This is a genomic window from Taklimakanibacter lacteus, assembly GCA_003576695.1.
Taxonomy (GTDB): Bacteria; Pseudomonadota; Alphaproteobacteria; order Rhizobiales; family Aestuariivirgaceae; genus Taklimakanibacter; species Taklimakanibacter lacteus.
This window is the reverse complement of record QOZQ01000016.1, coordinates 66466-92999: the sequence shown is the minus strand read 5'-3', so window position 1 is coordinate 92999 and position 26534 is coordinate 66466. Positions and strand designations below refer to the sequence as shown.

The window sequence follows — 26534 nt, the reverse complement described above, 5'->3', positions numbered from 1 at the left end:
CGCCGGCCCTTTTGCTTTGCAACGGGCCCGGCACATGTGATTGTTTGCGGCCATGAAGCTCGACCTCAAGCCCACTAAAGCCGGAATTGCCGAGACGCTGGCGCGCGGACTCGCTTTCTACCGCCAGAAGCGGTTCACGGAAGCGGAATATTGCTACCAGCTCGTCTTGCGGCAGTTTCCCAATCACCCCCAGGCGCTGAATTTCCTGGGCATGCTGGCGGTCGAGGCGAAACGGCTCGACGAGGCGATCAGGCTCCTGGGCCTCGCTGTCAGGCACGCCCCCAAGGACGCGACGATCCGCAACAATCTCGGCAATGTCTTTTTACTGGATGACCAGTATGACAAGGCGGCCGTCAACTTTCGCAAGGCGCTCGCCCTCGATCCCAAGCTGATCCCGACGCTCGTCTCGCTCGGCAAAGCCTACCGCAAGCTCGGCAAAGGTGAGGAGGCTCGCCAGACCTTCGAACGGGCGCTGGCGCTCTCGCCGCAGAGCGTGGAAGCCGAGCTCGGCCTCGCCGAGACGCTGGTCGAGATCGGCGAATTGCCGCAAGCCGAGACGCGCTTTCGCACCTTCCTCAGCCGCGAGCCCGGCAATGCCCGGGCCCTCTTGGGCTATGCCGTATCCCACAAATTCACTGCTTCCGAACCCGAAGTGGCGGCGATCGAGAAGCTCCTCGCCGAAGCTCCGGAAAAGCAGGCCAGTCCGGTCACGCTGCATCATGCCGCCGGCAAGATGTTCCACGACCTCAAGCGGCACGACGAGGCTTTCTTCGAATTCAAGGCCTCGAAAGACGCGAGCCAGGTTCAGTACGACCTCAAGGCCTATCGCGAATTCGTCGACCGCATGATCGCCACTTTCGACAAGGCCTTCTTCGCCTCGCGCATGGGCTTCGGCCATTCATCGGAGATTCCCGTCTTTGTCGTCGGCATGCCGCGCTCGGGCACGACGCTCACCGAACAGATCCTGGCCAGCCATCCTTTGATCTGGGGTGCCGGCGAGCGCAGCGATTTCAATGAGATACTGAAGGACCTGGGCTTCGATGCGCTGCGCAGTCCGAATTTTCCGCAGTCGATCCGCGCAGTCGCGCCCAAATCCATCCGCGAGCTCGCCAGCCGCTATGTCGCCGACATCAGCCGCGGCGCCCGCGATGCACGCCGTGTCGTCAACAAGCTGCCGCATAATTTCGAGTATCTGGGCCTCATCGCGCTCACTTTCCCGAAGGCGAAGATCGTCCACTGCAGACGCGATCCCATGGACAATTGCCTGTCCTGCTTCATGCAGACCTTCAACGAGGCGCATGCCTACAATCGCGACCTTGAGACGCTCGGGCTCTATTATCGCGAGTATCATCGCCTCATGCGCCACTGGAAGAGCGTCCTGCCGCTCGAGGTCTTCGAGCTTCCCTATGAGGAGATGGTCGCCGAGCAGGAGGCCATGAGCCGTTCGCTCATCGCCTTCACGGGACTGGAATGGGACGATGCCTGCCTCGCCTTCCACGATACCGACCGCTCTGTGTCGACGCCGAGCCGCTGGCAGGTGCGCCAGCCGATCTACAGATCATCGGTCAAGGCCTGGCGCGCCTATGAAAAGCATCTGGGCCCGCTCAAGGACGCGCTGGGCGATCTTGCGGTCGGCTGATCAGGCCCGCTTCGACCGCCGGCCGCCGGCAGGCTGCGCCATGGACACCTGGCCCAGCACCTTGCCCAGCCTCTTGCTCAGGATCTGGGCCGAATCGGCCTCGATGGCGCGATAGGTGGCGATGACGGTCTCACCCAGCTCGGTGAGCTGCGCCCCGCCGCCATGGGCGCCGCCGGTGACGGCGGCGATCACCGGCTCCTTGAACATGCGGTTCATCTCATCGATGAGAAGCCAGGCGCGGCGGTAGGACATCTCCATTTCGCGCGCCGCCGCCGAGATCGAGCCGGTTTGCGCCACGAGCTCGAGCAGATGCACCTTGCCCGGACCGATACGCTGGTCGGGCCCGAATTCGATCCTGAGCGATGCCTTGGGATAAGCCATCGCGCGACAATAAAGCATCGGACCGAAAAGTGCGAAGCGGTTTTCGGATAATCCGATGCGTTAACAAAAAGCATCGGACCGAAAAGTGCGAAGCGGTTTTCGGATAATCCGATGCGCTAACAAAAAGCATCGGACCAAAAAGTGCGAAGCGGTTTTCGGATAATCCGATGCGCTAACAAAAAGCATCGGACCAAAAAGTGCGAAGCGGTTTTCGGACAATCCGATGCGCAAGCAAAGCGTCAGTTCATATTCCAGCCGTGGCTCACCACGATGGATTGCCCGGTAAGCGCGGCCGTGTCGAAAGCGGCCAGCGTCAGGGCGACTTCGGCGACGTCCTCGACCGTGGTGAAGAGCTGGTCGACGGTGTTGCCGAGCATCACGCGCTTCACCACCTCCTCCTCGGAGATCTTGAGATCGCGCGCCTGCTCGGGAATCTGCTTCTCGACGAGCGGCGTGCGCACGAAGCCGGGGCAGATGACATTGCTGCGCACATTATAGGGCCCGCCTTCCTTGGCGAGGGTGCGCGCCAGGCCCAATATGCCGTGCTTGGCCGCCACATAGGCCGATTTGAGCGGCGAAGCCTCTTTCGAGTGCACCGAGCCCATGAAGATGATGCTGCCCGATTTGCGCTTGTACATGTGGGGCAGGCAGGCCTTGGCGGTGAGGAAGGCGCCATCGAGATGGATGGCGATCAGCTTCTTCCATTCCTCGTAGGGAAACTCCTCGATACGGTGCACGATCTGTATGCCGGCATTGCTCACCAGTATGTCGACCTGGCCGAATTGCCGCACCACCATGGCCACGCCGTCATTGACCTGGCGCTCGCTTGTCACGTCCATGGCGATCCCGATGGCCTTGCCGGGCCCAAGCTTGCTCAGATCGGCGGCGGCCGCCTTCGCCGCCTCTTCCTTGAGATCGGCAATGGCGACGGTTGCCCCTTCCGCGACATAGCGCCGGGCGATGGCGAGGCCGATGCCGCTCGCGGCCCCGGTGACGATGGCGATCTTCTGGTCGAGCTTCATGCGGATACTCCATGCGATTTTTGGGGTCTTCGGGTGAGATCGAGGACTGTCACACCCTCTTCGGGCGTTCCCCGGTTCTTCCAGCTGTCATGCGCCAAGGTCGCGAACACGTCCCTGCGGCCCTGCTCCCAATGCTCCTCGACCGACAGGCGCGAGAATTCATAGTCGCGCGCATGCGTCTCATAGGCGCGCTCGCGATAGATGAGATGAACGATGGTGACCGCGGGCTCATCCTCTACCCGCGCCAGGCGCAAAGTATCCGGATCGTTGCGCAGCTTTTCCGGCAGCTTGTGCAGCAGGCGCTTGAGCGCGCAGCGCAATTCGTGCCGCTTCGCCGCCATGTCGGTATTGAGCCTGGTGCGGCTCGAATAGCGGATCTCCTTCTCGCGCTCGACCGCATCGAGAAGATTGCGCGGCAAGGTGCCGCGTGCGCTGAACAGGTCGACCTGGAAGATGCACATTTGCGGAGCTGGCGGCGGTTCGTCGATCACATATTGCAGGGGCGTGTTGGAGACGATGCCGCCGTCCCAGAAATAATCCTCGCCGATGCGCACCGGCGGCAGGCCAGGCGGCAGGGCGCCGGAAGCGAGCACATGATGCAGCTTGATCTCTTCCCTGGCCCGGTCGAAGAAAGCGAGATTGCCGGTGCGGATATTGACGGCGCCGACGCTGAGTCTGGGGCCATCGCGGTTGAGATAATCGAAATCGACGAGCTCGCTCAGGCTGCGCGTCAGGGGCTCGGTCGAATAATAGCTGATGCCTTGCGGGCCATCGCCCGAAGTCAGCACCGGCGGTGGAAAACGCGGCTCGAAGAAGCCCGGCACGCCGAAATAAAGGCCCCACAGCGCGCTCGCATCATTGAAGGCGGTGCGGTAATGGCCATCGCCCATCAGCGGCAGGCCTTTGAGGCCCGACGACACGCGCTCCCAGAAGCTGCGCAGCTTCCCGACGCGATTCTCGGGCGAATTGCCGGCGATGATCGCTCCGTTGATGGCGCCGATCGAAATGCCGGCGATCCAGCCGGGCGCCAGGCCATGCTCGCTCAAGGCCTCGAAGGCGCCCGCCTGATAGGCGCCAAGGGCGCCTCCGCCTTGCAGGACGAGGACGATCTCGCCATGGTTTTCCGATGATTTTGCAGCCATGGGCCGAATGTAGACCGGGCATATGCTGCATTGCAACATAGGCCCGGGTGAAATCGCAGTAATGTCGCGAGGGTGGCCGCCCTTTAGGCCGCCTTGGCCTTCGACTTCCCGGCCTTGAGCGTGAGCCCGTCCTTGCCGGCGCCGACATCGACCGTATCGCCGTCGGCGACATTGCCGGCAAGGATCTCCTCGGCCAGCGGATCCTGCAGCGACTTCTGGATGACGCGCTTCAACGGGCGTGCGCCATAGGCCGGATCATAGCCCTTCGCGGCCAGCCACTCATGCGCCGCCTTGTCGAGCCTGACGGTGATCTTGCGATCGCCGAGCAGCTTCGCCAGCCGCTCGAGCTGGATATCGACGATGGCGCCCATATGCTCGCGCTTCAGCCTATGGAACAGGATGATCTCGTCGAGCCGGTTCAGGAATTCCGGGCGGAAGTGGCTCCTGACCACATTCATCACCTGGTCGCGCACCTGATCGACATCCTGATCCTCGCCGAGGCTGACGAGATATTCCGAGCCCAGATTGGACGTCATCACGATGAGCGTGTTGCGGAAATCCACCGTGCGGCCCTGGCCGTCGGTGAGGCGTCCGTCATCGAGCACCTGGAGCAGCACGTTGAACACATCGGGATGCGCCTTCTCGATCTCGTCGAACAGCACCACCTGATAGGGACGCCGCCGCACCGCTTCGGTGAGCGCACCGCCCTCGTCATAGCCGACATAGCCCGGAGGCGCGCCGATGAGGCGGGCGACCGAATGCTTCTCCATATATTCCGACATGTCGATACGCACCATCGCGTGCTCGTCGTCGAACAGGAAGGCAGCGAGCGCCTTGGTGAGCTCGGTCTTGCCGACGCCCGTCGGCCCCAGGAACATGAAGGAGCCGATCGGCCGGTTGGGATCCTGAAGACCCGCCCGCGCGCGCCTGACCGCCGTCGAGACGGCCTTCACCGCTTCCGACTGGCCAACGACACGCTTGCCGAGGCCTTCTTCCATCTTGAGCAGCTTGTCGCGCTCGCCTTCCAGCATCTTGTCGACCGGAATGCCGGTCCAGCGCGACACGACCTGCGCCACATGGTTCTCGGTCACCGCCTCCTCGACCATCTGCTTGCCCTTTTCGGCCGCTTCCTCGACCTCCTTGAGCTTCTTCTCGAGTCCGGGAATGGTCGCATAGGCAAGTTCGCCCGCTTTGGCGAAATCGCCCTTGCGCTGCGCCTGCTCGAGCGCAGTCCGCGCATCGCCCAGTTCCTTCTTGATCGTTGCCGCCGAGGCGAGCTTCTGCTTCTCCGCCTGCCAGTTGCGCGTCAGCGTGGCGGATTTCTCCTGCAGATTAGCCAGGTCCTTCTCGAGCTTGGCAAGCCGGTCCTTGGAGGCGCGGTCGGTCTCCTTCTTCAGCGCCTCGCGCTCGATCTGCATCTGCATGATGTCGCGGTCGACCTCATCGAGCTCTTCCGGCTTCGAATCGACCTGCATCCTGAGGCGCGAGGCCGCCTCGTCCATGAGGTCGATCGCCTTGTCGGGCAGAAAGCGGTCGGTGATGTAGCGGTTGGAGAGCTGGGCCGCCGCGACAAGGGCGGAATCGGTGATCCGCACCTTGTGGTGCTCCTCATATTTCTCCTTGATGCCGCGCAGGATCGAGATCGAGTCCTCGACCGAGGGCTCGGTGACGAAGACCGGCTGGAAGCGCCGCGCCAGGGCGGCGTCCTTCTCGACATGCTTACGATACTCATCGAGCGTGGTGGCGCCGACGCAATGCAATTCGCCGCGCGCCAGCGCAGGCTTGAGCAGGTTGGACGCATCCATCGCGCCGTCGGCCTTGCCGGCGCCGACGAGGGTGTGCATTTCGTCGATGAACAGGATGATGCCGCCATCCGACGCCGTCACTTCCGACAGCACGGCTTTCAGCCGCTCCTCGAACTCGCCGCGATATTTGGCGCCGGCGATGAGAGCGCCCATGTCGAGGGCGAGCAGCTTCTTGTCCTTGAGGCTTTCCGGCACATCGCCATTGACGATGCGCAAAGCGAGGCCTTCCGCGATCGCGGTCTTGCCGACGCCCGGCTCGCCGATGAGGACGGGATTGTTCTTGGTGCGCCGCGACAGCACCTGGATGGTGCGGCGGATCTCGTCATCGCGCCCGATGACGGGATCGAGCTTGCCGGCGCGCGCCGCCTCGGTGAGGTCGCGCGAATATTTCTTGAGCGCGTCATAGGCCTGCTCGGCGGAAGCGGAATCCGCCGTGCGCCCCTTGCGCAGGTCGTTGATCGCCTCATTGAGGCGCTGCGGCGTGACGCCCGCATCCTTCAAGGCCTTCTGGGCTTCCGACTTTTCGATCGTGAGCGCCTGCAACAGGCGTTCGGCGGTGACGAAGCTGTCGCCCGCTTTCTGGGCGAGTTGGTTCGCCGCCTCGAAGACGCGCGCCGTCTCGGGCGCGAGATACACCTGGCCGGCGCCGCCGCCCGACACCTTCGGCATGCGCTTCAAGGCTGCTTCCACTTCGGCCAGCGCCTGGCGGCTGTTGCCGCCGGCAGCGCCGATGAGGCCCGAGGCCAGGCCTTCCTCGTCGTCGAGCAGGACTTTCAGGAGATGTTCGGGGCTGAAGCGCTGATGGCCCTCGCGCAGGGCCAGCGCCTGGGCCGACTGGATGAAACCGCGGGCCCGCTCGGTGTATTTCTCGAAATCCATTGTATATTCTCCTCCTCGGCACGTTTTAAGGGCCCCAAAGGCACCCTATCCAACGTCGTCATGGGCTGGGTGGGAAGTCCCCTCGCCGTCACGAAACCCTCGATGAGGCGTTCCGTTCCGGTCCGGTCATCCCGCAAGGCGGATATGGGAATGAATTTCCCGTCTCGCAAGATGAGCCGACCCTTACTATAGAGAAAAACATGGAAAACGGCCGCACCCCGCAAGACCCGCACGCGCTCGAGCCGACCCGGCTGGAGCGGCTGCTGTTCCGCCTGGAAGCCCAGCATATATGCCTCAACTGGGCCGTCGAGCAGATCAGGAACCGGCCGGGCCCGGTCTTCGAGCTGGGGCTCGGCCATGGCCGCACCTTCGATCATCTGCGCCGCCATCTGCCGGATCGCGACATCTTCGTGTTCGACCGCGAGATCGACTGCTTTGCCGACTGCACCCCGGATGAAACCCATCTGATTCTCGGTAAATTGTCCGACACCCTGCCTCAGGCGCGCCACCGTTTCGCCGGCCAGGTCGTTCTCGTCAATTCCGACGTCGGCACTTATGACGAGGCTTACAATGCCGAGGTCGCGGCGCTGGTCAGCCAGAACCTGCCGGCACTGCTGGCACCGGGCGCGATCGTCCTTTCGGATCTGCCCTTGAACCTGCCCGAGGCCTGGCGGTTGCCGTTGCCGGCGGCTGTTCGCAGCGAACGGTACTACATGTACCGTTCATCCTGCGAGCATGATCGGAGCTTCTCTCAGTCGGCCTGAGGGACGTCCTCTTGCGGGGCCGGCGCGGCGGACTCTCCAGCAGCTGCCGCCTCGCGACGGGGCCTGCGTCCGCGCCCGGTTGTCGGGCGCTTCAGGAAGGAGGGTTGCGGCCCATCCCATTTCTCGCTCGCGCCGTTGACTTCGGCAGGTGGCGCGGGCGGAGCCGGAGGCTCGGCCACCGCGGCCGGAAGCGGTTGCGGTTGCTCGGCTTCGACCGGCTGCTCATCGCGCCGCGGCTGGTAGGGCTGCTGGTTCTGCTGATTGCCGTAGCGACCCTCGCCGCCACCCTGGTGATCGCGGTTCCTGTCCCAGCGCGGACGGAAATTGCCGCGGTTGCGATCATTGCGGTCACGCCCCTGATGATCCTGCGAACGGCCCTGCTGGTAGTCGCGGTCGCGGTTGTTCTGATAATCGCGGTTGTCGCGGTTCTGCTGATGGTCGCGCCGCTCCGGCCCCTGATCGAAGCCTTCCGGCTGCTCGCCCGCCTCGCCTGCAAAGGCCGGACGCTCGCCGACATCGGGCTGGCTGTCATCGCCTTCGCCGCCCGCCTCCATCTCGTCCTCGTCGCCAAACTCATCCTCGGGACGGCGATATTGCTGCTGCATCTGCTGCTGATAGGCCTGAGCCGCGGCAAGGATGCGCAGATAATGCTCGGCATGCTGATAGTAGCTCTCGGCCATCACGGTGTCGCCGGAGACCTGGGCGTCGCGCCCGAGCTGAAGATATTTGTCGGCCACGGTTTGCGCCGTGCCACGCACTTTCACATCGGGGCCATTGCTCTCATAGACACGATTGAGCGGATTGCCACCGCCGCCGCCACCACCGCCTCCGCCGCCACTGTGACGACGATTCCGGCCGCGGCCCCGCTTATTGTGCTGACCTGGTCTCATTTTTTGCTCATGCCTTGGTTTAAATTCATACTGTCCGCGGTTTCCCACACGCAGAGTCACACATCATGCCGGACGGCCATGATTCTGATCGACGATCGACTCTCAAACGAGCCCTGCCAAATCGGTCCCTGTGGTTTAGGTAAGGTCTTGTCCTGCCTGAGAACGCATCCTGGCCTGGACCCGTTACATTTCAACCGCGCTAATCTTCACGTGGAAGGGACCTTTTGCCCTGTGGACCGTCCCGACACCTGCCGTCTAGCGCTAATCGCAACGGGCAGAACGAAATACCGTATTTAACGTAGCCCTTCCCCCCGCCTTTTCCAACCCCTTTTTTGTCGCGGTCACGCCTGTGCAAAACCGAGGCAGCGGACATGCCCGGCGAGATCGGTCCACCGGTTCGCCAGGCGAAATCCATCAGTAAGGAAAATTTGTTCTATTTCAATAGCTTGCCCCGCTCCGATCTCGACGATCACATGCCCCCCGGGGGCGAGGAAGGGGGCTGCCCCGGCAGCGATCCGGCGATAAGGCTCAAGACCGTCGGGGCCGCCATCCAGGGCTCCCGCTGGATCGAAGTTCCTGACCTCGACGGCAAGCGTCGGGAGAATCGCCCGGGGGATATAGGGCGGATTGGACAGGATCAGGTCGAAGCGGCCACCGATCCCGGCAAACCAGCTTCCCTCACTGAAGGAAACCCGCGCCTCCACGCCATGCAGCCTGGCATTTTCACGCGCCACCGCCAGCGCCGCGGAAGAGATATCCGTGAGGACGCCCGTTGCAAGCGGGCGCTCGGCGAGCAGCGTCACGCCGATGGCGCCGGTTCCGGTGCCGAGATCGATGATGCGGCAGGCCGCGCCGGCGGGCATGAAGGCGAGCGCCGCCTCGATCAGCGTTTCCGTATCGGGACGCGGATCGAGCGTATCTGTTGTGATCCTGAAACGCCGCCCGTAGAATTCGCGATACCCCAGAATGCGCGAGACCGGCTCCCCCTGAAGCCGGCGATCCATGAATTTACGAAACCGCGCGGCGGCTTCCGCCGCTATATCGAGATCGGGCTCGGCAATCAGCTTTTCGCGGCTGACGCCAGCGGCTTCCTGCAGCAGCAGCCGCGCATCGAGTGTCGGCGTCGGATTGCCGCACTCATCCAGCGCGCGCTTCGCCGCCCGCAGAAGGTCCTTCGCCTTTTCCTCTCCCCCTTGCGCGACCCTTCCCTCCGTCACCCCGGCGAAAGCCGGGGGCCCCTGAATAGAGTCAGCCGAGCGGCGCTTCCCGCGCTTCACCGATTTAATAGGCCCCGGCTTTCGCCGGGGTGACGAAAGTGGAGGGGTTCTGTCACGCCGCATCGGCTTCGGCGGCGAGGAGCTCGGCCTGATGCTCGGTCATCAGCGCATTGACCAGCTCATCGAGGGCCGGCCCCTCGATCACCTGGTCGAGCTTGTAGAGCGTCAGGTTGATGCGGTGATCGGTGACGCGGCCTTGCGGGAAATTATAGGTGCGGATGCGTTCCGAGCGGTCGCCCGAGCCGATCTGGCCGCGCCGCGCGGCCGAGCGCTCGGCGTCGAGACGCTGGCGCTCGCGCTCATAGAGCCTGGCGCGCAGGATCTTGAGCGCCTTGGCCTTGTTCTTGTGCTGCGATTTCTCGTCCTGCTGGGCGACGACGAGCCCGCTCGGCAGATGGGTGATGCGCACCGCGCTGTCGGTGGTGTTGACCGATTGTCCGCCGGGTCCGGAGGAGCGATAGACATCGATGCGCAGATCAGCGTCATTGATCTCGATATCGACCTCCTCCGCCTCGGGCAGCACCGCCACCGTCGCCGCCGATGTATGGATGCGGCCCTGGGCCTCGGTCTGCGGCACCCGCTGCACCCGGTGCACGCCCGATTCGAATTTGAGCCGCGCATAGGCGCCGGCGCCAGTGATGGTGGCGATGATTTCCTTGTAACCGCCGTGATCGCCCTCGCTGGCCGAGATCACCTCGACTCGCCAGCCCCGGATTGAGGCATAGCGCTGATACATGCGGAACAGGTCGCCGACGAAGATCGCCGCCTCATCGCCGCCGGTGCCGGCCCTGACTTCCAGGATGACATTGCGTTCGTCGGCGGCGTCCTTGGGCAGCAGCAGGATCCTGAGTTCCTGCTCGATATCCGAGATGCGCTTCTGGAGCTCGGGCTTCTCGGCCTCCGCCATCTGCGCCATGTCCTTGTCGCCCGATCCGATCATCTCCTCGAGGCCATCGAGATCCAGGCGCATCTTGGTCATCGCCCGGGCGGCGGTCACCACCGGATTGAGTTCGGAATATTCCTTCGACAATCTGACGAAGGTCTCGCCCGACGCACCCTGGGCGAGCTCCGCCTCGATGACGGCGAAACGCTGCTGGATGCGGTCGAGCTTGGCTTGCGGAATGGCGCTCATGATGCCGGGCTTGTAGAGCAAACCCCGCCAAAGTTGAAGACTTTGGCGGGCGCATCCGCCAAGCCCAGTATTCAATGGCAATTTAGAGCGCCTTCGGTAACATTTCTTCAATACTCGTGAATGGCAGACTGCCACACTGCCCTTCCATCCAGAGGACAGCGAAATGTCTAGCCAGGCTGTCGAAGTGAACGATTGGCGAGTTGCACCGATATGACAAGGCACACTTCACCGCCGCCGGGAGTGATTTTTCTCCCCGCAAGGCAGGGGCGAACCTACGCCCTGGGCCGCATGAGCGCGGTGTTCAAGGCCGATGGCGCCGAGACGAACGACCGCTATGCAGTCTCCGAGTGGTGGCTCGAGAGCCATAGCGGCGGTCCGGGCGCGCACTGTCATGAAGGTAACGACGAAATCTTCTACGTGATCGAGGGCAGGGCCAGCTTCCTGGTCGGGGATGTGTGGATCGACGCCGCCCAGGGTTCGTTCATCCGCATTCCGGCCGGTGTCGTGCACGATTTCGAGAACCGGACCGACAAAAGGCTCGGATTGCTCAACGTCTTCATACCGGGCGGCTTCGAGCAAAAAATGCCCGCCATTGTCGAATGGTTCACACAGCGAACCGAAGCGCGTTCGGCGTGAGGCTTGATCTCAGCCGCGCTTTTCGAGCGCCGGGATGTCGAGCGGCTGGCCGACCAGGATCTGGCCGGGCACGCCCAGTATGCCGCGCTCCCTGCCATCGATGAGGTAGGAGAGCAGCCCGCCGTCGCGCGCGATGACCACCAGGCCCGGGCGGTTGGGAACGCTGTAGGTGTCGCCGCCGCGCAGCATCTGGGTCATGACCACATTGCCCTGCGAGTCCTCGATGCGCACCCAGACAGGCGCCTTGGCCTTGAGCATGAGGCGCGATCCGTCCTCGGCCGGCGCGGCATTGGCGACTTCCTTGGCAGGGGCGGGCTTCTTGGCCTCGGTCGCCGGCTTTTCCGCCTGCACGGCCGGCGCCGGATCTTCGAAATTGCCCTCGATGAAGGCGCCGATGCCGTCTTCTTCGGCCAACGGATCCTTGCCCGCGGCCGCTGTCTCGTCGGTGACCTTGGCCTCCACCTCTTCCGGCATCGGCTCGTCCTTCACCGCCACATCCGTATCGCTTTCGCCGGTCGAGGCGGTGGGCATCGGATCGCCTTCTTCCGGCTGGCTTTCATCCTGGGCGACCTGCCCGTTCACCGTCAGGTCAGGCACCGGCTGCATCACCCAGCTCGCCGTGGCGAACAGCAGGACGGCGGCAAAGCATGACCCGATGACGCCCCCGGCACCACCGGGGAAATTCCGGATGTTGAAGCGCGGGAAAGGCGGCATCTTGCCGAATCTGAGAATCTTGGCGCTCGACAGCGGCCCCGGATTGGCCGGATGGGCCTTGGCCTGTGCCGTGGCCGGGCGCGGCAGGAAAGCGGCATAGTGGGTGACCAGGGGTTCCGGCTCGAAGCCCATATGCTCGCCATAGATGCCGACCATTTCGAGCGCTTCAAGGCGCTGGGGCAGCCTTGTCAGGTCGCCCATTTCGATCGCTTCGACGTGATAGGGATGGATGCCGGTCGCCTCGCCCACCTGCTCGACGCTGAGGCCGCGCCGCTCGCGCTCGCGCTGCAGATACCAGCCGGCCTCGCCGGCCGGGTTGAGGTCGCCATCCGGCTTCGGCCGGTAGAACGGGGTTGCTTCGAGCACAGGCTCTTCGCGCTCGTGATCGGCGGATACGACATCCATGGAGCACTTCTCCAGACAGCCGGCCTTAACCGGCCGGTAACGCTAATACCGCCTTGAACATGCCTCAGAATGGTAAGCAGAAGGCTAACAACGCCCCATTTCGAAACTTAAATCAGCCGGATGCCGGCAGACTTAGCGTAAGCGCTCAGCATATCGCGCAGGGAGGGCACCGGCTTGGCCAGCAGCGGTTCCATGAAGGCCCACAATTTGGCCCGATCGACCGAGAGGATCATGGTCTTGACCGGACCGATCGCCGCCGGCGCCATGGATATCGATTTGAGCCCGATACCGATGAGCGCCATCGCCTCGATCGGCCGGCCCGCCATCTCGCCGCACAGATTGACATGCACGCCATGCTTCTCGCCGGCAAGCACGATGGCACGGATGGCCTTGAGGACCGCCGGCGACAGGGAATCGTAGCGATGCGCCAGGCGCGGATTGCCGCGGTCGGACGCGAACAGGAACTGCACCAGATCGTTCGAGCCGATCGAGATGAAATCGAGCTCCGGCAGGAGCTGGTCGAGCTGCCATACGAGTGCCGGCACCTCCACCATGGCGCCAAGCTCGATTCCCGCCGGGACCTTGTGACCGTGCTTCTTCAGATAGAGCTTCTCTTCCTCGACCGTCGCCTTGGCGGCAAGGAACTCGTGCACCTCGGCGATCATCGGAAACATGATGCGCAGCTTCTGCCCGGCGCCGGCCTTCAGCAGAGCCCTGAGCTGGAGACGCAGCAAGGCCGGCCGGTCGAGCGCCATGCGGATGGCGCGCCAGCCCATGGCCGGATTGTCCTCCTTGGCCTGGCGCAGATAGGGCAGAAGCTTGTCGGCGCCGATATCGAGGGTGCGGAAGGTCACCGGACGCTCATTCGCGGCGGCGAGGATGCTGCGATAGTGCCGCACCTGCGCATCGAGGCGCGGGAAATGCTGCGCCATCATGAACTGCAATTCGGTGCGGAACAGGCCGATGCTCTCGGCGCCCGAATCGCGCAGATGCGGCAGGTCGACCAGGAGGCCGGCATTGATGCCGAGATCGATCTTGACACCGTCTTTGGTGACGGACGGCGTGTCGCGCAAGGCGGCGAACTGCGCCTGGCGCCTGGCATTGAAGCGCGCCTTGTCGGCATAGGCGCGCTCGATCTCGGGCGACGGCCGGACATAGACCTCGCCCGTCGTGCCATCGAGGATGATCGGCGTGCCGGTGTCGACGACATCGATGATGCCTTCGCTCTGGCCCATGGCGGGAATGCCGAGTGCCCGCGCCACAATGGCGACATGGCTGGTGCTGCCGCCCTCTTCGAGGATGACGCCGCGCAGTTTGGTGCGGTCATAGTCGAGAAGCTCAGCCGGGCCCATATTGCGGGCCACCACGATGGCGTTCTGCGGAAGATCGCCGCGCGATGCGGTGGCGATCTGGCCGGTGAGGATGCGCAGGAGCCGGTTGGCCAGATCGTCGAGATCATGCATGCGCTCGCGCAAATAGGGATCGGGCGTCCTCATCATGCGCGCCCGGTTGTCGCTCTGCACGCGCTCGACCGCGGCTTCGGCGGTGAGGCCGGTCTCGACCGTCTCGCGCAGGCGGTTCACCCAGCCCCGGTCATGCGCGAACATGCGGAAGGTCTCGAGCACTTCCGAATATTCGCCGCCGCGCGTCTCGGTGCCGTCCACCAGCTCGTCGACATGGGCCCGCAACTGCTCGATGGCGCCGTCGAGTCTCGCCTTTTCCCTGGGGATGTTCTCGGCGATCAGGTTCTCGACCACCACGCGCGGCTCGTGCAGCACGACATGGCCGAGCGCTATGCCGTCGGCCAGCGCCTCGCCCTTCACATGATGGCTGCGCACATGGGCGATGTCGGCGGCGACATCACGCGCCACTTCGGTGAGCTCGCCGGACGCGATGATCTCGGCGAGCACCATCGCCGTCGTCTGCAGCGCTTCCTCTTCCTCTTCGGTATAATGGCGGCGCGTGCGGTTCTGCACGACCAGCACGCCGATGACGATGCCGTTGCGCAGGACCGGCACGCCGAGGAAGGAATTATAGGCCTCTTCACCAGTCTCCGGCAGGTACTTGAACGCCGGATGGGCTTGCGCATCGGCGAGATTGAGAAGCTGCGCCTCCGCGGCGATGATGCCGACGAGGCCCTCGCCGACCTTCAGTTTCGAGAGATGGACGGCCTCACGCTTGAGGCCCTCGGTGGAATAAAGCTCGAGCACCTGGCCCGGCCGCATGACATAGATGGAGCACACTTCCGCGACCATGTTGGCCGCGATGAGCACGACGATCTTGTCGAGGCGCTTTTGCGCTGTCTCCGGCTCCGCCATGACCTCGCGGAGCCTTCTGAGAAGAACACGCGGGCCTAGGGCGGATGTGACCATCAGGCGGTGTCCTCGCGAGAAACCGTTGCCGGTTTCCATTGCAAAGCGCAGAACGCTTTATGGCGAAACGCCGCCATCATCGCTCAATTGACTCCTTCGAGGCCATAGGCCGTGTGCAGCGAGCGCACTGCGAGCTCGGTATAGGCCTCATCGATGAGCACGCTGATCTTGATCTCCGATGTGGTGATCGCCTGGATGTTGATGCCCTTCTCGGCCAGCGACTTGAACATCCTGGCGGCGACGCCGGCATGGCTCCTCATGCCGATGCCGACCACCGACACCTTGGAGACATCGAGCGAATGGGTGAGCTCATGATAGCCGACCTTGTCTTTCAGCCCCTGCAGCACTTCCAGCGCCTTGCGCAGGTCCTTGCGCGCCACCGTGAAGGTGATATTCGCCGTCTCGCCATCGGTCGACACGTTCTGGACGATCATGTCGACGCTGATATCGGCCTCGGCGAGGGGCCCGAAGATCGAGGCGGAAACACCCGGCTTGTCCTTCACCTTGCGGATCGAGACCTTGGCTTCGTCCTTCGAATAGGCGATGCCCGATACAACATGCTGTTCCACGATACTGTCCTCATCGCATACGAGTGTTCCAGGCCCCGAGCCGTCCGGCAGGTTCTGATTGGCGGCATCGGGCGGCTCGAAACTCGAGCGCACCTGCAAGGGTACCTTGTAAACCATGGCTAACTCAACTGAACGTGTTTGCAGCACCTTGGCGCCGAGCGACGCCATTTCCAGCATTTCCTCATAGGAGACCCGCGTCAGCTTGCGGGCCTTGGAAACCAGGCGCGGATCGGTCGTGTAGACGCCATCGACATCGGTATAGATGTCGCAGCGCGCTTCCAGCGCCGCCGCCAGCGCCACCGCCGACGTGTCGGAGCCGCCGCGCCCCAGAGTGGTGATTCGCTTGTCGGGCCCGATACCCTGGAAGCCCGCCATCACCGCGACCTGGCCCTGCTCCATGCGCTTACGCAGTTCCGGCGCATCGATCGAGACGATGCGCGCCGCGCCATGCACGCCGTCGGTCTTCACCGAAACCTGCCAGCCCTGCCAGGACCTTGCCGGTATGCCCATGTCCTGCAGCACGATGGCGAGAAGCCCGGCGGTGACCTGCTCGCCCGAGGCGACGATGGCGTCATATTCGCGGGCGTCGTGGACGGCGGCCGCTTCCCGGCACCAGCCGACCAGCTTGTCGGTCGTTCCCGCCATGGCCGAGACGACGACGGCCACCTCGTGGCCCGCCTTGACTTCGCGCTCGACGTGACGCGCCACATTGCGGATGCGCTCGACATCCGCAACCGAAGTCCCCCCGAATTTCATCACCAAGCGGCCCATGGCCCAAAACCTCTTTCCTCACGCGCACAGGAGTCCCTGGGGAATCCCGGCACGCCTTGTCCTCGAACCTTTTACTGGGGAGGGATGCGGCGCGGCGTACTCATAGATGACGGCCCCAGCCTATGCAATAATGGGAAACGACAATCTGGAGCCCTGATGACCTCTGTCCTTAATGCCCGCAGCCTGGACCCGGCCGAGATCGAGAAATTCTCGAAAATCGCCGCGGAATGGTGGAATCCGAAGGGTAAATTCGCCGTCCTGCACGTCTTCAATCCCGTCAGGCTGGCCTATATCAAGGAGCAGGTCACGGCGCGTTTTGCCCGCGATCCCTTTGTCCGGCGGCCCTTTGAGGGCTTGCGGTTTCTCGATATCGGCTGCGGCGGCGGGCTGCTGACCGAGCCCATGGCGAGGCTGGGTGCCGACATCACCGGGGTGGATCCGTCGGAGAAGAACATCGCCACCGCCCGCGTCCATGCCGAGGAACAGGATCTCGCCATCGACTACCGCGCCGCCACCGCCGAGGATCTGGCGGACGCCGGAGAGAGCTTCGATGTGATTCTCAACATGGAGGTGATCGAGCATGTTACGGATCCCAAGGCCTTCGTTCAAACCTGCGCACGTCTTCTCAGACCCAACGGCCTGATCTTCATCGCCACGCTGAACCGGACCCTCAAATCCTTCGGCCTTGCGATCGTCGGCGCCGAATACATCCTGGGCTGGCTGCCGCGCGGGACCCATCAGTGGGAGAAATTCATCACGCCGGACGAGCTCGAGGCCTGGCTGGCGGTGAGCGGCCTGAAGCAGCTCGATCGCACCGGCGTGACCTACAATCCCTTCTCAGGCGAATGGCGCCGGGCCCGCGACATGGATGTGAACTACATGCTCGTCGCGCAGAAGCCGGGGAATTGACGATAAGCTTGCAGGCAGAACTCAATTTCCGGACGCGGCGCTCTTAAGCGGAGCGTATTTGCCCTTGCGCCAGACATACCACACCAGCTGCGGCTCCATCAGGTCGCCATGATTGTCGAAGCGGACCCTGCCGATAGGTGTGTCGGCGTCAACCTTCATAAGCCCTGAAACGACTCTGTCGAAATCGGTGGACGCGGCCGACTTGGCCGCATCGGCCCACAGCTTGACGGCTTCATAACTATGCAGCGTGTAGCCCTCGGGCACTATTTTCCTCGCTTTGAACTTCTTCACGATCGCTGCGGCGCCGGCATTCTTACGCGGATCGGCCATGAAGCTCATGAGCGTTCCCTCGCTCGCTCGCCGCGCGATGACCCAGAATTCCCGCGTTACCAGCGCATCGCTTGCGATAAGCTGAGCGGTCATCCCCTGTTTGCGCATTTCGCGGACGAGCAGTCCGATCTCCGTATGATAGCCGCCGGCATAGACGACATCGACCTTTGCCGCCTTCAGGTCCGCCACCAGCGCGACGAAGTCCTTTTGGCCCCCGGCATAGCTCCCGCTCGCGGCGAGCGCCTGGCCGGAAGCTTCTATGGCCTTGCGGACGGCAAGCGCCAAAGAAGACCCATAGTTGCTATCGTCGCCGACGATCGCGATTTTTTTCCCCGCGAATTTCTTGGCGATATAGTTGCCGGCGAACTCCGCCTGTTTGCGATCGGAAGGAACAACGCGAAAGACACCCGGCCCCGGACGCCGCTCAGTGAACACAGGATTGGTCGAGGCTGGTGAAATCTGGACAATCTTCTCGAGCGCATAGACCTTCGATGCATCGATTGAGGCGCCGGAGCAGAAATGCCCAACCACCAGCACGACCTTCTTGGCGACCATGTTGTCCGCCACGGTGACTGCCCGGTCTGCTTCACAGCGGTCGTCGCCGACGACGAGTGCGAGCTTTTCGCCATCAATGCCGCCTGCCGCGTTGATCTCATCGACAGCCATTTGGGCACCGCGCCGCAGCTGCGCACCAAAGGCAGAATAAGGGCCACTCATCGGCCCAACTACGCCGATTTGTATCTTGGCGGCTGCTGCCGCCGAATGCATGGCGGCCGCCAGCAACACGCTGCAGGCCAGGACGAAAATTCTCCTCATGCGTCCGAGCCTAGCCGAATTCCCGAGCCTGGGCGAGAGGGATGCAGGCTCCGCTCGACTAGCGCGCCGACCACACTGCCAGCTCGTAACCGTCGGGATCGCAGAAATGAAACCGGCGTCCGCCCGGAAAACTGAAGATCGGCTTGGCGATGCTGCCGCCGGCCTTGCGCACGCGCTTCTCGATGTCCTCGAGATCATCGCCATAGAGGATGACGAGCGGTCCGCCGCTGGCGCGCACCGGGGCGGTGGTCGTGAAGCCGCCCTTCAAGCGCCCGTCACTGAACTCGCAGTAATCGGGTCCATAGTCGGTGAACGACCAGCCGAAGGCATTGCCGTAGAATGACTTGGAACGGCCTATGTCACTGACATTGAGCTCGACATAGTCGATCTGGCGGTCATGGCCTTGCGTGCCCATGGGACTTCTCCTGTTGAATTGCGACAGGCCATCTTCGCTCAGGGGCGGCCGGATGGATTGAATAAAACGGCCAGCGTGCTGGCCCGGAAAAGATCAGTTGCTCTCTTCGGGCAGTATCGGCAGGGGATGGATTTCGATCCCCTCCTCGATCAGCGCCTTGGCATCGTCGCTGGTCGTCTCGCCATAGATGCCGCGCTTCTCGGCTTCCTCGTAATGGATCTTGCGCGCCTCATCGGCGAAGCGGTTGCCGACATATTCAGCGTTCTCCTCGACCGCCTTGCGCACTTCACGCATCATCTGGATGAGCTTCTGCTGGCGCGGGTCGAACGCCCCGGCGAGCATCGGCTTGGCCGGCTCGGCGGGCGCCGCCTTGCGGTTGCTCTTCACCGGAATGCCGGGCGCCATCAATTGCTTCTCGATCCTGGTCGAGCCGCAATGGATGCAGGAAACCAGGCCCTTGCGCGCCTGCTTGTCAAAAGCGGCGCTGTCGGAGAACCAGCCGTCGAATTCATGGCCGTCGGCGCAAACGAGATCGTAACGTATCATGACCTTTAGGTAGCAACCCCTCCCTGGGCATTCAAGATGACCGGCTTGCCGGGCTCGAGGACCGGTATGCGCCGCCGCGCTTCCACGGCTTTGGACCGGTCGATTTCAGCCATGACAAGCTGGGGCTCCTTTCCGCCTTCCGCAATCACATCGCCCCACGGAGAAACAGCAAGACTCATGCCAAAGGTCTCACGGCCACATTCATGCAGCCCCCCTTGCGCCGGCGCCAGGATGAAGCTGCCGGTCTCGATGGCGCGCGCCTGCAGCAGCACATGCCAGTGCGCTTCGCCGGTGATCCTGGTGAAGGCCGAGGGTACCGTCAGCACGTCTGCCCCGGCCTGGGCTAAAGCTCTGTAAAGATGAGGGAATCTTACATCGTAGCAAATGGTGAGGCCAATAGTGGCGAAGGGTAGCGGCAGGACCGGGACCGGATGGCCGGCCGCGTAGGCCGCCGATTCCCGCAATTTCTGGCCATCGGGCAGGTCGACATCGAAGAGATGCACCTTGTCATAGCGGGCCGCCACCTGGCCATCGGGCGAGAACAGCAGCGAACGGTTGAGGAGCTTGGCGCCCGCCCCCTTGAGGGCGAATGATCCGGCGAGCAGCCAGAGGCGGAGCTCGCGGGCAAGCTCGGCAAAGGCCTGGACCGAGCGATCTTCGTGCTCCGCGCGCACCAGCCCGCGCAGCCTGTCGCGGTCGGTTTCGAGGATATTGGTCATTTCAGGGGTCGCGGCGAACTGCGCCCCCTGGCGTGCCGCTTCCCTGATCAGGCCCGCGGCATCGGCGATATTGCGCGCCATGTCCCGGCCGGAACACAGCTGGATCAGGGCTGCCTTCACGCAGCGCCCGCGCCGGCCAGCAGCGGATCAAGCTTGCCCTGTCGCTCGAGCGCATGCAGCTCGTCACTGCCGCCGACATGGACCTCGCCGATGAATATCTGCGGCACGGTGCGCCGGCCATTAGCGCGCGCCATCATGCGCTGCCGCTCCTCGGCGTCGTAAGACACATCGATCTCGGAGAACTCCACGTTCTTTCGATTGAGCAGCGCCTTGGCCGAGTGGCAATAGGGGCAGAAGGCCGTCGTATAGATGGTGACTTTCGGCATGGCCGTCACATTGGACAACAGGGGTGCCCTAAATATGGAGTTGCTTGGGCTTTGGCACAAGCGCGAAGGTCAGGACGTCAACACGCTTGGCCCCGGCCGCCTTGAGGGCCTTGGTGCAGGCTTCGAGCGTCGCCCCCGTCGTGCGCACGTCATCGACAAGGAGCACGGACCTTCCCGCGACGAGGGACAGGCCGTCCTCGGGAACAATGAAGGCGTTGCGCATATTGCGCCGCCGCTCCTCATGATCGAGGCCGGTTTGCGAGCGGGTCCGCCTCAGCCGGCGCAGGAGCTGGGGACTGAAAGGCTTGCCGGCGGCGCGGCAGATCAGCTGGGCGAGCAGCGCCGACTGGTTATAGCGCCGGCGCCATTGCCGCCAGCGATAGAGCGGCACCGGCACCACCGCATCGGCATCGCCGAGCAGGTCCGCGCCGGCCCGGCGCATCAGCCGCGCCATCACGAGACCGGCTTCGTGGCGGTCGCGGTATTTGAGGGCATGAACGAGCCCGCGCGCCGCGTCATCGAAGATCACCGCGGCACGGGCGCGGTCCCATGGCGGCGGATCGGCGAGAGCGGCAGCGCTGACCATGCCTTCGCCCGGGTCATAGGGAAAGGGCGTCGCCAGCCGGTCGCAGAAGGGCGCCTCGATGAAAGCGAGCTTCGTCCAGCAGCTCACGCACAGACCGGACGCTTCGCCCACCTCGCCATGGCAGATAAGGCACTGCGGCGGGATGAGCCAGTCGAGGCCACATCGGCCGGCGCGCGCGAAGCCATGCTTAATGTGCGAGAGCGTCAGGGCGGCCATGCCGCATTGTAACATGGAATCCGCATGGCGTTTCGAGAGCAAATCCCGCCAAGGCCTGCCCCGGACCCGATCCGGGGTTGAAGACTTTGGCGACAAGGATTTGCTCCAACATATTTGGCGCGTTTCCTTTTCGGCGAAGTGATTCCACTTCGCCGGGAAGCGCGCTAGGTTCCGCCGATGACGACCGGAATTCCCCAGCTCTTCGACAAGGTTTTGCGGCGCCGCTATCTGGCGCGCGTGGCCGCGACCCGGCCGCCCTTCTTCGCCCAGGCGCTTGCCGCCGAGATCGAAAGCCGCCTCGGTCTGATCCTGCGCGACTTCCGGACGACGCTGATCTACGGCCCGGCCGCCGGCGCGATCCGGGAGCATCTGAGCGGCCTCACGCGGCTGGGCACCATAGTGACCGCCGCGCCCGTCAAGGAGCCCGGCATTGATCTCGTCTGCGAGGACGAGGCCTGGCCCTTCGCGGCCGAAAGCCTCGACTGCACCATCAGCCTGCTCACCCTGAGCAGCATCAATGATGTGCCGGGCAGCCTCGCCCAGTTCCGCAGCGCCCTGCGGCCTGACGGGCTTTTCCTCGGCACTGTCTTTGCCGGCCGCACGCTGAGCGAGCTGCGCGAGGCCTGGCTTGCCGCCGAGGCCGAAGTGACGGGCGGCGCCAGCCTGCGGGTCGCGCCCTTCGCTGATCTGCGCGACCTGGGCAGCCTCATGCAGCGCGCCGGCTTCGCACTGCCCGCCGTCGACATCGACATGACGACGGTGAGATACAAGGATGCGCTCTCCCTCATGCGCGAGATCAAGGCCCTCGGCCTCCAGCATGCGCTCGCCGCCCGGGCCCGCAAACCGGTGACCGCTTCGCTCCTCGCCCGCGCGGCGGCGCTCTATGATGAGCGCTTCAAAGACAAGGATGGCCGGGTGCGGGCGACCGTCGAGACCGCCTGGCTCATCGGCTGGGCGCCGCATGCATCGCAGCAGCAGCCCTTGCGTCCCGGCAGCGCCAAAGCGCGCCTCGCCGATGCGCTCAAGACGGCGGAAGTGAAGCTCAAGCGGGATTAGCAATCAGTCGGGAAGATCGCCGAGATCGATCTCCTGGTCCGCTTCGGCACCGCCACTGCACCGGCAGATCTTGTAGGCGCGCCCCGAGTCACCGGGACGGGAGGAAAGACCGATCGCGCCTTTCTCGAAACCGCGTTCCACGCAGATTTTCCGGCATTGCTTGCCCAGCGCCGCGTCATTCAACGCAACGGCCACAAATGAAGTGAGCGCACCGACAAGAAGGCCGGCGAAGGCCAGGATGAGCAGGCGCCGCATGCGGGCGCCGTGGCGTCCGGACAGGAGGTCCCCGAGGACGGCAAACTGGCGCATCTTGTTGGCGCCGCCATGGGTCACCAGGAGGGCCAGCACGAGGAAGACGCCGGCGCCGAATATCCCTACCCCGATCAGCAGCATTGGACTCAGCATGATCGACTATATCCTGCGCCTGCCGGACTTACACCCCCACCAACAGGCTTGCGGTGCCGAGTCTCTCGATCTCGATCGCCACTTCATCGCCGGCCGCGAGCCATTTGGTCTCGACGAGGCTGCCGAGGAACACGAACTCGCCGCGCCGCAGCCCTTCACCGCGGGCGCTCCGCCGGTTCGCCAGCCAGGCCAGCGCGTTGAACGGATGCCCCATCACCAGGGCGCCGGTGCCGCGCCCGACGTCGCGGCCGTTGATGCGCATATGCCCGACAAGGCCCGCGAGATCGAAAGAGCGCCAACGGATGATGGGTACGCCCAGCACACAACCGGCATTGAAGAAATTATCGGCGATCAGCGTGCCGACACCCAGCGCGCGGTAATCCGCATAACGGTCATCGACGACCTCGATTCCCGCCATCACCGCATTCACATGCGCCAGGAGTCCCTCCGGCGTATAGTCTTTGCGTCGCGGCTCGATGTCCGTGCCGATCTCGACCGCAATCTCGCATTCAACACCCAGCCTGCGGTAGCGCGAGCGCGCAACTTCGCCCTCCTGATCGAGCACGGTCCCGGCGAAGACACGCCCGGCGCAAGGACTGCCGATGCCGAGGAATTCCTGCATCACCGGTGTGGTGCAGCCGATCTTGTGCCCGCGGATCCGGCCAAGGTCCTGCGCCAACAGAGCATTGACCTTGCCTTGCAGGTCATAGGCGGCATCCTCATTTGCTGGCCGCTGATTGGTTGCCAGATCTATGGGAGAGAGCGAGAGCCGCTGCCGGGCGAGGATTTCTGCCGCGCTCTCGCTCATCGTCTTCACAGGAGATCGATCAGATGCGGGATCAGCGGCAGGTCGGCCGGCGGCATCGGATGGTCGCGCAGCCGGTTGGGCTTGACCCATTTGAGTTCCTGGCCCTCGAGCGCCGCCACCATGCCCTTCCAGCGCCGGCAGACATAGAGCGGCATCAGCAGGTGGAATGTCTCGTAGGAATGGCTGGCGAAGGTGAGTGGCGCGAGGCAGGCTTCGGTGACATCTATGCCGAGCTCTTCCTTGAGCTCGCGGATGAGCGCCGGCTCCGGCCGCTCGCCCGCTTCGACCTTGCCGCCGGGAAACTCCCACATGCCCGCCATCGCCTTGCCTTCCGGCCGCTTGGCGATGAGCACCCGCCCGTCAGCATCGACCAGAGCCACGGCGGCAACCAGCACTAACGCGCGATGAGGAAAAGTGGACACCGGTTTTCCTTACCAATCGCGTGTCGAATTAATGAGTTCGATCACGTTCATTGCTTCAGATCGAAACGATCTGAAGCAATCGTGATCGAATGGCAATGGCGCCGTCATCGGCCTAGCTGCGATAGGAGCCGTTGATGTCGATATAGCGGTGGGTGAGATCGCAGGTCCACACTGTCGCCCGGCCTTTTCCGACGCCGACATCCGCCTTGATGACGATCGCGCGGCTCTTCATATGCGGCATGATCTCTTCTTCGCGATAGTCGGGTGCCTTCATGCCGTTCCTGGCCAGCTGCACACCGCCGATCCAGATCTTGAGCTTGTCGCGGATCGCCTTCTCGCCCGACTTGCCGATCGCCATGACGATGCGGCCCCAATTGGCATCCTCGCCCGCGATCGCCGTCTTGACCAGCGGCGAATTGGCGATCGCCATGCCGATCTTGCGCGCCGCCTTGTCGTTCTCGGCACCCGTGACCGTGATCTCGATCAGCTTCTCGGCGCCTTCTCCATCCTTCACGACCTGCAGCGCCAGATCCTTGCACAGATCATCGAGGGCGCGGGCGAAATCCTTGAGCCGCGGATCGGCCTCGGATTTGAGGCCCTTGAGGACGGGACCGGCGGTCCCGGTGGCGAAAGCGAGCAGCGTATCCGATGTCGACGTGTCGCCATCGACGGTGATGCAGTTGAAAGTCCTGGCCGCGCTGCGGCTCAAGAGCTTCTGCAGGAGGCGCGGCGGCACGGCGGCATCGGTGAAGACGAAGGACAGCATCGTCGCCATGTCGGGCGCGATCATGCCCGATCCCTTGGCGATGCCGTTGAGCGTGACGGTGACGCCGCCGAGGCGGGCCTTGCGGGTCGCCGCTTTGGGGAACGTATCGGTCGTCATGATGGCGCGCGCCGCCTCAGGCCAAGCATCCTCGCGCAAGGCGCCGAAGAGCTGCGGCAGGGCATTCACGATCGGCGCCGGGTTGAGCGGCTCGCCGATCACGCCGGTCGAGGCCTGGAAGATCTCCTGCGGCTTGCATTTCCCCTGGACGGCGAGCGCCTTGGCGACCGCCGTGACGGTCTTGATGCCGGCACTGCCGGTAAAGGCATTGGCATTGCCGGAATTGACGATGAGGGCGCGGGCGCTGCCGCCTTTCAGCTTCTCGGCGCACCAGTCTACGGGTGCGGAGCGTGACTTCGACGAGGTGAGCACACCGGCCACCGCCGTACCGGGGGCAAGGAGCGCCAGCAGAACATCGGGCCGGTTCTTGTACCGTATGCCGGTTTCGGCGACCGCTAAGCTGACGCCGTCAAGAGGCGGAAGAACCGGAAATTGCTCCGGCGCCAAAGGCGACCGGACGTTGACAGTCCCCATTAACCCCTCCCCGCTCGATCAGTATGACCTGGATCGCCCGATCCGGGTTGCCGGCCCTATTGCTGCGGGGCCTGCATATCCGATTTGCCGCCGCCTGTCGTGGGCTGCTCATCGCCGCCACCGGTCAGGCCGGGGCTGTCGGTGCCATCCTGCTGCTCGCCATTGGATTGCGAGTTGGCGCCGCTCTTCTGCTGCAGCGCCTTCTGACGCAGCTTCTGCGCCTCCTCGGCGAATTTCTGCAGATCGGGATCCTTGAGCTCGACCTTGGACTGGAGCCTGAGATTGATGATCTTCTCCTGGGTCTTCTTGCGCAGGAGGATATTGCGGATCGCCGTCTTCACCTGGTCAAACGGCTGGGCACCGCCCATCTTGCGGTCTTCCAGCTTGATGATGTGCCAGCCGAAATCGGTCTTGACCGGCTGCGACACCTCGTTGGGCTTGAGCGCAAAGGCCGCCTTGGAGAATTCCGGCACCATTTCGGGCGCGGTGAAATAGCCGATATCGCCGCCATATTCCTTCGAGCCGTCGAGGCTGTATTGCTTGGCCAGGTCCTCGAATTTCTCGCCCTTGTCGATGCGGGCCTTGATCTGCTTGGCTTCCTGCTCGCTGGCGACCAGGATGTGGCGGGCCCTGACACGCTCCGTCTGCGCCACCTTGGCGGACTCGGTGTCATAGGCCTTCTTCATTTCCTCTTCGGTGACGGTCGGCACGATGGTCTGGGCGAAATAGGCATCGCGCAGCGCCTTCGCCTGATAAAGGGCGAGACGGCGCTTGTATTCGTCCGAATCGGCAATGCCTTCCTTGACCGCGGCCTGGGCCAGGAGGTGACGCTCGACCAGGTATTCGACGATATAGGGATAGCGCAGCTTCGGTGGGATATCCGGCAGCTGGCCGAGGATGTCCTCGGCGGCCATCTCGACCTCGGAAACCTTGATTTCATGGCCATTTACGACGGCGACTGTCTTGTCTTCCTTCTTCTCGGCCGTCTGCGCCATGGCCGGCGTCAGGAGCATGAAAGACACCGCCGACAGAGCGGCGAACTTGGTGAATTTCTCAATCATCAGCATCGGATTTCCCATCTGGGGGCTCAGTACCGGGCGGCCGGAATGCCGCGGTCACAGCTCATTGGCGGCCAAATCCGGCAAGAATAAGCCGCCTTCAGCCC

Annotated in this window: 26 protein-coding genes; 5 read left to right on the top strand and 21 right to left on the bottom strand. The window is 63.7% G+C overall.

Annotation, left to right across the window (positions count from 1 at the left end):
- The first annotated feature begins 52 nt into the window (after window positions 1–52).
- Window positions 53–1639: a tetratricopeptide repeat-containing sulfotransferase family protein gene (locus DT068_RS26475; protein ID WP_119392906.1), complete on the top strand. Its 1587-nt coding sequence runs from the start codon at window positions 53–55 to the stop codon at window positions 1637–1639.
- Here the strand turns inward: DT068_RS26475 and DT068_RS26470 are convergent, their stop codons facing one another.
- From DT068_RS26470 to clpB, 4 genes are all read right to left on the bottom strand, one after another.
- Window positions 1640–2020, bottom strand: a complete 381-nt coding sequence (locus DT068_RS26470) for a winged helix-turn-helix domain-containing protein (RefSeq protein WP_119392963.1) — start codon at window positions 2018–2020, stop codon at window positions 1640–1642.
- Between the two features lie 239 nt (window positions 2021–2259).
- On the bottom strand, window positions 2260–3042 hold the full coding sequence (locus tag DT068_RS26465) for a 3-hydroxybutyrate dehydrogenase (protein ID WP_119392905.1): 783 nt from the start codon (window positions 3040–3042) through the stop codon (window positions 2260–2262).
- Window positions 3039–4184, bottom strand: coding sequence for a DUF3734 domain-containing protein (locus tag DT068_RS26460; protein ID WP_119392904.1), 1146 nt, complete (start codon window positions 4182–4184; stop codon window positions 3039–3041). The genes DT068_RS26465 and DT068_RS26460 overlap by 4 nt, the downstream gene beginning before the upstream one ends.
- Before the next feature lie 83 nt (window positions 4185–4267).
- Window positions 4268–6868: an ATP-dependent chaperone ClpB gene (gene clpB, locus DT068_RS26455; RefSeq protein WP_119392903.1), complete on the bottom strand. Its 2601-nt coding sequence runs from the start codon at window positions 6866–6868 to the stop codon at window positions 4268–4270.
- A 200-nt stretch (window positions 6869–7068) separates the two neighbouring features.
- On the opposite strand from clpB, the gene DT068_RS26450 reads away from it, so the two are divergent.
- Entirely contained in the window at window positions 7069–7632 is a 564-nt protein-coding gene (locus tag DT068_RS26450; RefSeq protein ID WP_119392902.1) for a class I SAM-dependent methyltransferase, read from the top strand.
- Here DT068_RS26450 and DT068_RS26445 read toward each other — a convergent pair.
- From DT068_RS26445 to prfA, 3 genes are all read right to left on the bottom strand, one after another.
- On the bottom strand, window positions 7620–8522 hold the full coding sequence (locus tag DT068_RS26445; RefSeq protein WP_119392901.1) for a DUF4167 domain-containing protein: 903 nt from the start codon (window positions 8520–8522) through the stop codon (window positions 7620–7622). The two genes, DT068_RS26450 and DT068_RS26445, sit on opposite strands and share 13 nt — an antisense overlap.
- A gap of 341 nt (window positions 8523–8863) precedes the next feature.
- Window positions 8864–9739: a peptide chain release factor N(5)-glutamine methyltransferase gene (gene prmC / locus DT068_RS26440; RefSeq protein WP_368905260.1), complete on the bottom strand. Its 876-nt coding sequence runs from the start codon at window positions 9737–9739 to the stop codon at window positions 8864–8866.
- Window positions 9740–9851: 112 nt separating this feature from the next.
- Window positions 9852–10931 carry a peptide chain release factor 1 gene (prfA, locus tag DT068_RS26435; RefSeq protein ID WP_119392962.1) on the bottom strand — a complete coding sequence of 360 codons (1080 nt, stop codon included), beginning with the start codon at window positions 10929–10931 and terminating at the stop codon, window positions 9852–9854.
- Window positions 10932–11141: 210 nt separating this feature from the next.
- Between prfA and DT068_RS26430 the strand changes: the two genes are divergently transcribed.
- Window positions 11142–11567 (top strand): cupin domain-containing protein, encoded by a 426-nt coding sequence (locus DT068_RS26430; RefSeq protein WP_119392899.1) that lies wholly within the window; start codon window positions 11142–11144, stop codon window positions 11565–11567.
- Window positions 11568–11576: 9 nt separating this feature from the next.
- Here DT068_RS26430 and DT068_RS26425 read toward each other — a convergent pair whose 3' ends face one another.
- The 3 genes from DT068_RS26425 to DT068_RS26415 form a co-directional block, all read right to left on the bottom strand.
- Window positions 11577–12686, bottom strand: coding sequence for a RodZ domain-containing protein (locus DT068_RS26425; RefSeq protein ID WP_119392898.1), 1110 nt, complete (start codon window positions 12684–12686; stop codon window positions 11577–11579).
- A gap of 107 nt (window positions 12687–12793) precedes the next feature.
- Window positions 12794–15058 (bottom strand): phosphoenolpyruvate--protein phosphotransferase, encoded by a 2265-nt coding sequence (gene ptsP, locus DT068_RS26420; RefSeq protein ID WP_119392897.1) that lies wholly within the window; start codon window positions 15056–15058, stop codon window positions 12794–12796.
- Window positions 15059–15141: 83 nt separating this feature from the next.
- Window positions 15142–16398 (bottom strand): aspartate kinase, encoded by a 1257-nt coding sequence (locus DT068_RS26415; RefSeq protein WP_119392896.1) that lies wholly within the window; start codon window positions 16396–16398, stop codon window positions 15142–15144.
- A gap of 156 nt (window positions 16399–16554) precedes the next feature.
- Here DT068_RS26415 and ubiG point away from each other — a divergent pair, with 156 nt between their 5' ends.
- Window positions 16555–17307: a bifunctional 2-polyprenyl-6-hydroxyphenol methylase/3-demethylubiquinol 3-O-methyltransferase UbiG gene (ubiG, locus tag DT068_RS26410; RefSeq protein ID WP_119392895.1), complete on the top strand. Its 753-nt coding sequence runs from the start codon at window positions 16555–16557 to the stop codon at window positions 17305–17307.
- 21 nt (window positions 17308–17328) lie between these two features.
- Here the strand turns inward: ubiG and DT068_RS26405 are convergent, their stop codons facing one another.
- The 6 genes from DT068_RS26405 to DT068_RS26380 all read right to left on the bottom strand — a co-directional run bounded on the left by DT068_RS26405 (window position 17329) and on the right by DT068_RS26380 (window position 21321).
- Entirely contained in the window at window positions 17329–18453 is a 1125-nt protein-coding gene (locus tag DT068_RS26405; RefSeq protein ID WP_119392894.1) for a branched-chain amino acid ABC transporter substrate-binding protein, read from the bottom strand.
- Between the two features lie 58 nt (window positions 18454–18511).
- Window positions 18512–18868 (bottom strand): VOC family protein, encoded by a 357-nt coding sequence (locus DT068_RS26400; RefSeq protein WP_119392893.1) that lies wholly within the window; start codon window positions 18866–18868, stop codon window positions 18512–18514.
- A 93-nt stretch (window positions 18869–18961) separates the two neighbouring features.
- Complete coding sequence (locus DT068_RS26395) at window positions 18962–19414, bottom strand: DUF1178 family protein (RefSeq protein ID WP_119392892.1); 453 nt, start codon at window positions 19412–19414, stop codon at window positions 18962–18964.
- Window positions 19415–19419: 5 nt separating this feature from the next.
- The gene (locus DT068_RS26390) at window positions 19420–20253 is read right to left on the bottom strand and encodes a carbon-nitrogen hydrolase family protein (protein WP_368905255.1); all 834 of its coding nucleotides are present in this window, start codon (window positions 20251–20253) and stop codon (window positions 19420–19422) included.
- On the bottom strand, window positions 20250–20519 hold the full coding sequence (gene grxC, locus DT068_RS26385; RefSeq protein WP_119392961.1) for a glutaredoxin 3: 270 nt from the start codon (window positions 20517–20519) through the stop codon (window positions 20250–20252). Before grxC ends, DT068_RS26390 begins: the two co-directional genes overlap by 4 nt.
- 28 nt (window positions 20520–20547) lie before the next feature.
- The gene (locus DT068_RS26380; RefSeq protein WP_119392890.1) at window positions 20548–21321 is read right to left on the bottom strand and encodes a ComF family protein; all 774 of its coding nucleotides are present in this window, start codon (window positions 21319–21321) and stop codon (window positions 20548–20550) included.
- A 177-nt stretch (window positions 21322–21498) separates the two neighbouring features.
- On the opposite strand from DT068_RS26380, the gene DT068_RS26375 reads away from it, so the two are divergent.
- Complete coding sequence (locus DT068_RS26375; protein WP_119392889.1) at window positions 21499–22377, top strand: methyltransferase domain-containing protein; 879 nt, start codon at window positions 21499–21501, stop codon at window positions 22375–22377.
- Between the two features lie 3 nt (window positions 22378–22380).
- On the opposite strand, the gene DT068_RS26370 is transcribed toward DT068_RS26375, so the two are convergent.
- The 5 genes from DT068_RS26370 to DT068_RS26350 all read right to left on the bottom strand — a co-directional run bounded on the left by DT068_RS26370 (window position 22381) and on the right by DT068_RS26350 (window position 26436).
- A complete protein-coding gene (locus tag DT068_RS26370; RefSeq protein ID WP_162914473.1) occupies window positions 22381–22782 on the bottom strand; it encodes a hypothetical protein in 402 nt (133 codons plus the stop codon).
- 28 nt (window positions 22783–22810) lie between these two features.
- The gene (locus tag DT068_RS26365; protein WP_368905253.1) at window positions 22811–23590 is read right to left on the bottom strand and encodes a 2-keto-4-pentenoate hydratase; all 780 of its coding nucleotides are present in this window, start codon (window positions 23588–23590) and stop codon (window positions 22811–22813) included.
- 5 nt (window positions 23591–23595) lie between these two features.
- Window positions 23596–24012 carry a (deoxy)nucleoside triphosphate pyrophosphohydrolase gene (locus tag DT068_RS26360; RefSeq protein ID WP_119392960.1) on the bottom strand — a complete coding sequence of 139 codons (417 nt, stop codon included), beginning with the start codon at window positions 24010–24012 and terminating at the stop codon, window positions 23596–23598.
- 112 nt (window positions 24013–24124) lie between these two features.
- Complete coding sequence (gene argJ / locus DT068_RS26355) at window positions 24125–25369, bottom strand: bifunctional glutamate N-acetyltransferase/amino-acid acetyltransferase ArgJ (RefSeq protein WP_119392886.1); 1245 nt, start codon at window positions 25367–25369, stop codon at window positions 24125–24127.
- 56 nt (window positions 25370–25425) lie between these two features.
- Window positions 25426–26436 carry a peptidylprolyl isomerase gene (locus DT068_RS26350; RefSeq protein ID WP_162914472.1) on the bottom strand — a complete coding sequence of 337 codons (1011 nt, stop codon included), beginning with the start codon at window positions 26434–26436 and terminating at the stop codon, window positions 25426–25428.
- Window positions 26437–26534 lie beyond the last annotated feature (98 nt).

Coding starts and splice junctions, on each gene's coding strand:
- DT068_RS26475 (WP_119392906.1), top strand. CDS start 53: ATGAAGCTCGACCTCAAGCCCACTAAAGCCGGAATTGCCGAGACGCTG.
- DT068_RS26470 (WP_119392963.1), bottom strand. CDS start 2,020: ATGGCTTATCCCAAGGCATCGCTCAGGATCGAATTCGGGCCCGACCAG.
- DT068_RS26465 (WP_119392905.1), bottom strand. CDS start 3,042: ATGAAGCTCGACCAGAAGATCGCCATCGTCACCGGGGCCGCGAGCGGC.
- DT068_RS26460 (WP_119392904.1), bottom strand. CDS start 4,184: ATGGCTGCAAAATCATCGGAAAACCATGGCGAGATCGTCCTCGTCCTG.
- clpB (WP_119392903.1), bottom strand. CDS start 6,868: ATGGATTTCGAGAAATACACCGAGCGGGCCCGCGGTTTCATCCAGTCG.
- DT068_RS26450 (WP_119392902.1), top strand. CDS start 7,069: ATGGAAAACGGCCGCACCCCGCAAGACCCGCACGCGCTCGAGCCGACC.
- DT068_RS26445 (WP_119392901.1), bottom strand. CDS start 8,522: ATGAGACCAGGTCAGCACAATAAGCGGGGCCGCGGCCGGAATCGTCGT.
- prfA (WP_119392962.1), bottom strand. CDS start 10,931: ATGAGCGCCATTCCGCAAGCCAAGCTCGACCGCATCCAGCAGCGTTTC.
- DT068_RS26430 (WP_119392899.1), top strand. CDS start 11,142: ATGACAAGGCACACTTCACCGCCGCCGGGAGTGATTTTTCTCCCCGCA.
- DT068_RS26425 (WP_119392898.1), bottom strand. CDS start 12,686: ATGGATGTCGTATCCGCCGATCACGAGCGCGAAGAGCCTGTGCTCGAA.
- ptsP (WP_119392897.1), bottom strand. CDS start 15,058: ATGGTCACATCCGCCCTAGGCCCGCGTGTTCTTCTCAGAAGGCTCCGC.
- DT068_RS26415 (WP_119392896.1), bottom strand. CDS start 16,398: ATGGGCCGCTTGGTGATGAAATTCGGGGGGACTTCGGTTGCGGATGTC.
- ubiG (WP_119392895.1), top strand. CDS start 16,555: ATGACCTCTGTCCTTAATGCCCGCAGCCTGGACCCGGCCGAGATCGAG.
- DT068_RS26405 (WP_119392894.1), bottom strand. CDS start 18,453: ATGAGGAGAATTTTCGTCCTGGCCTGCAGCGTGTTGCTGGCGGCCGCC.
- DT068_RS26400 (WP_119392893.1), bottom strand. CDS start 18,868: ATGGGCACGCAAGGCCATGACCGCCAGATCGACTATGTCGAGCTCAAT.
- DT068_RS26395 (WP_119392892.1), bottom strand. CDS start 19,414: ATGATACGTTACGATCTCGTTTGCGCCGACGGCCATGAATTCGACGGC.
- grxC (WP_119392961.1), bottom strand. CDS start 20,519: ATGCCGAAAGTCACCATCTATACGACGGCCTTCTGCCCCTATTGCCAC.
- DT068_RS26380 (WP_119392890.1), bottom strand. CDS start 21,321: ATGGCCGCCCTGACGCTCTCGCACATTAAGCATGGCTTCGCGCGCGCC.
- DT068_RS26375 (WP_119392889.1), top strand. CDS start 21,499: ATGACGACCGGAATTCCCCAGCTCTTCGACAAGGTTTTGCGGCGCCGC.
- DT068_RS26370 (WP_162914473.1), bottom strand. CDS start 22,782: ATGCTGAGTCCAATGCTGCTGATCGGGGTAGGGATATTCGGCGCCGGC.
- DT068_RS26365 (WP_368905253.1), bottom strand. CDS start 23,590: ATGAGCGAGAGCGCGGCAGAAATCCTCGCCCGGCAGCGGCTCTCGCTC.
- argJ (WP_119392886.1), bottom strand. CDS start 25,369: ATGGGGACTGTCAACGTCCGGTCGCCTTTGGCGCCGGAGCAATTTCCG.
- DT068_RS26350 (WP_162914472.1), bottom strand. CDS start 26,436: ATGCTGATGATTGAGAAATTCACCAAGTTCGCCGCTCTGTCGGCGGTG.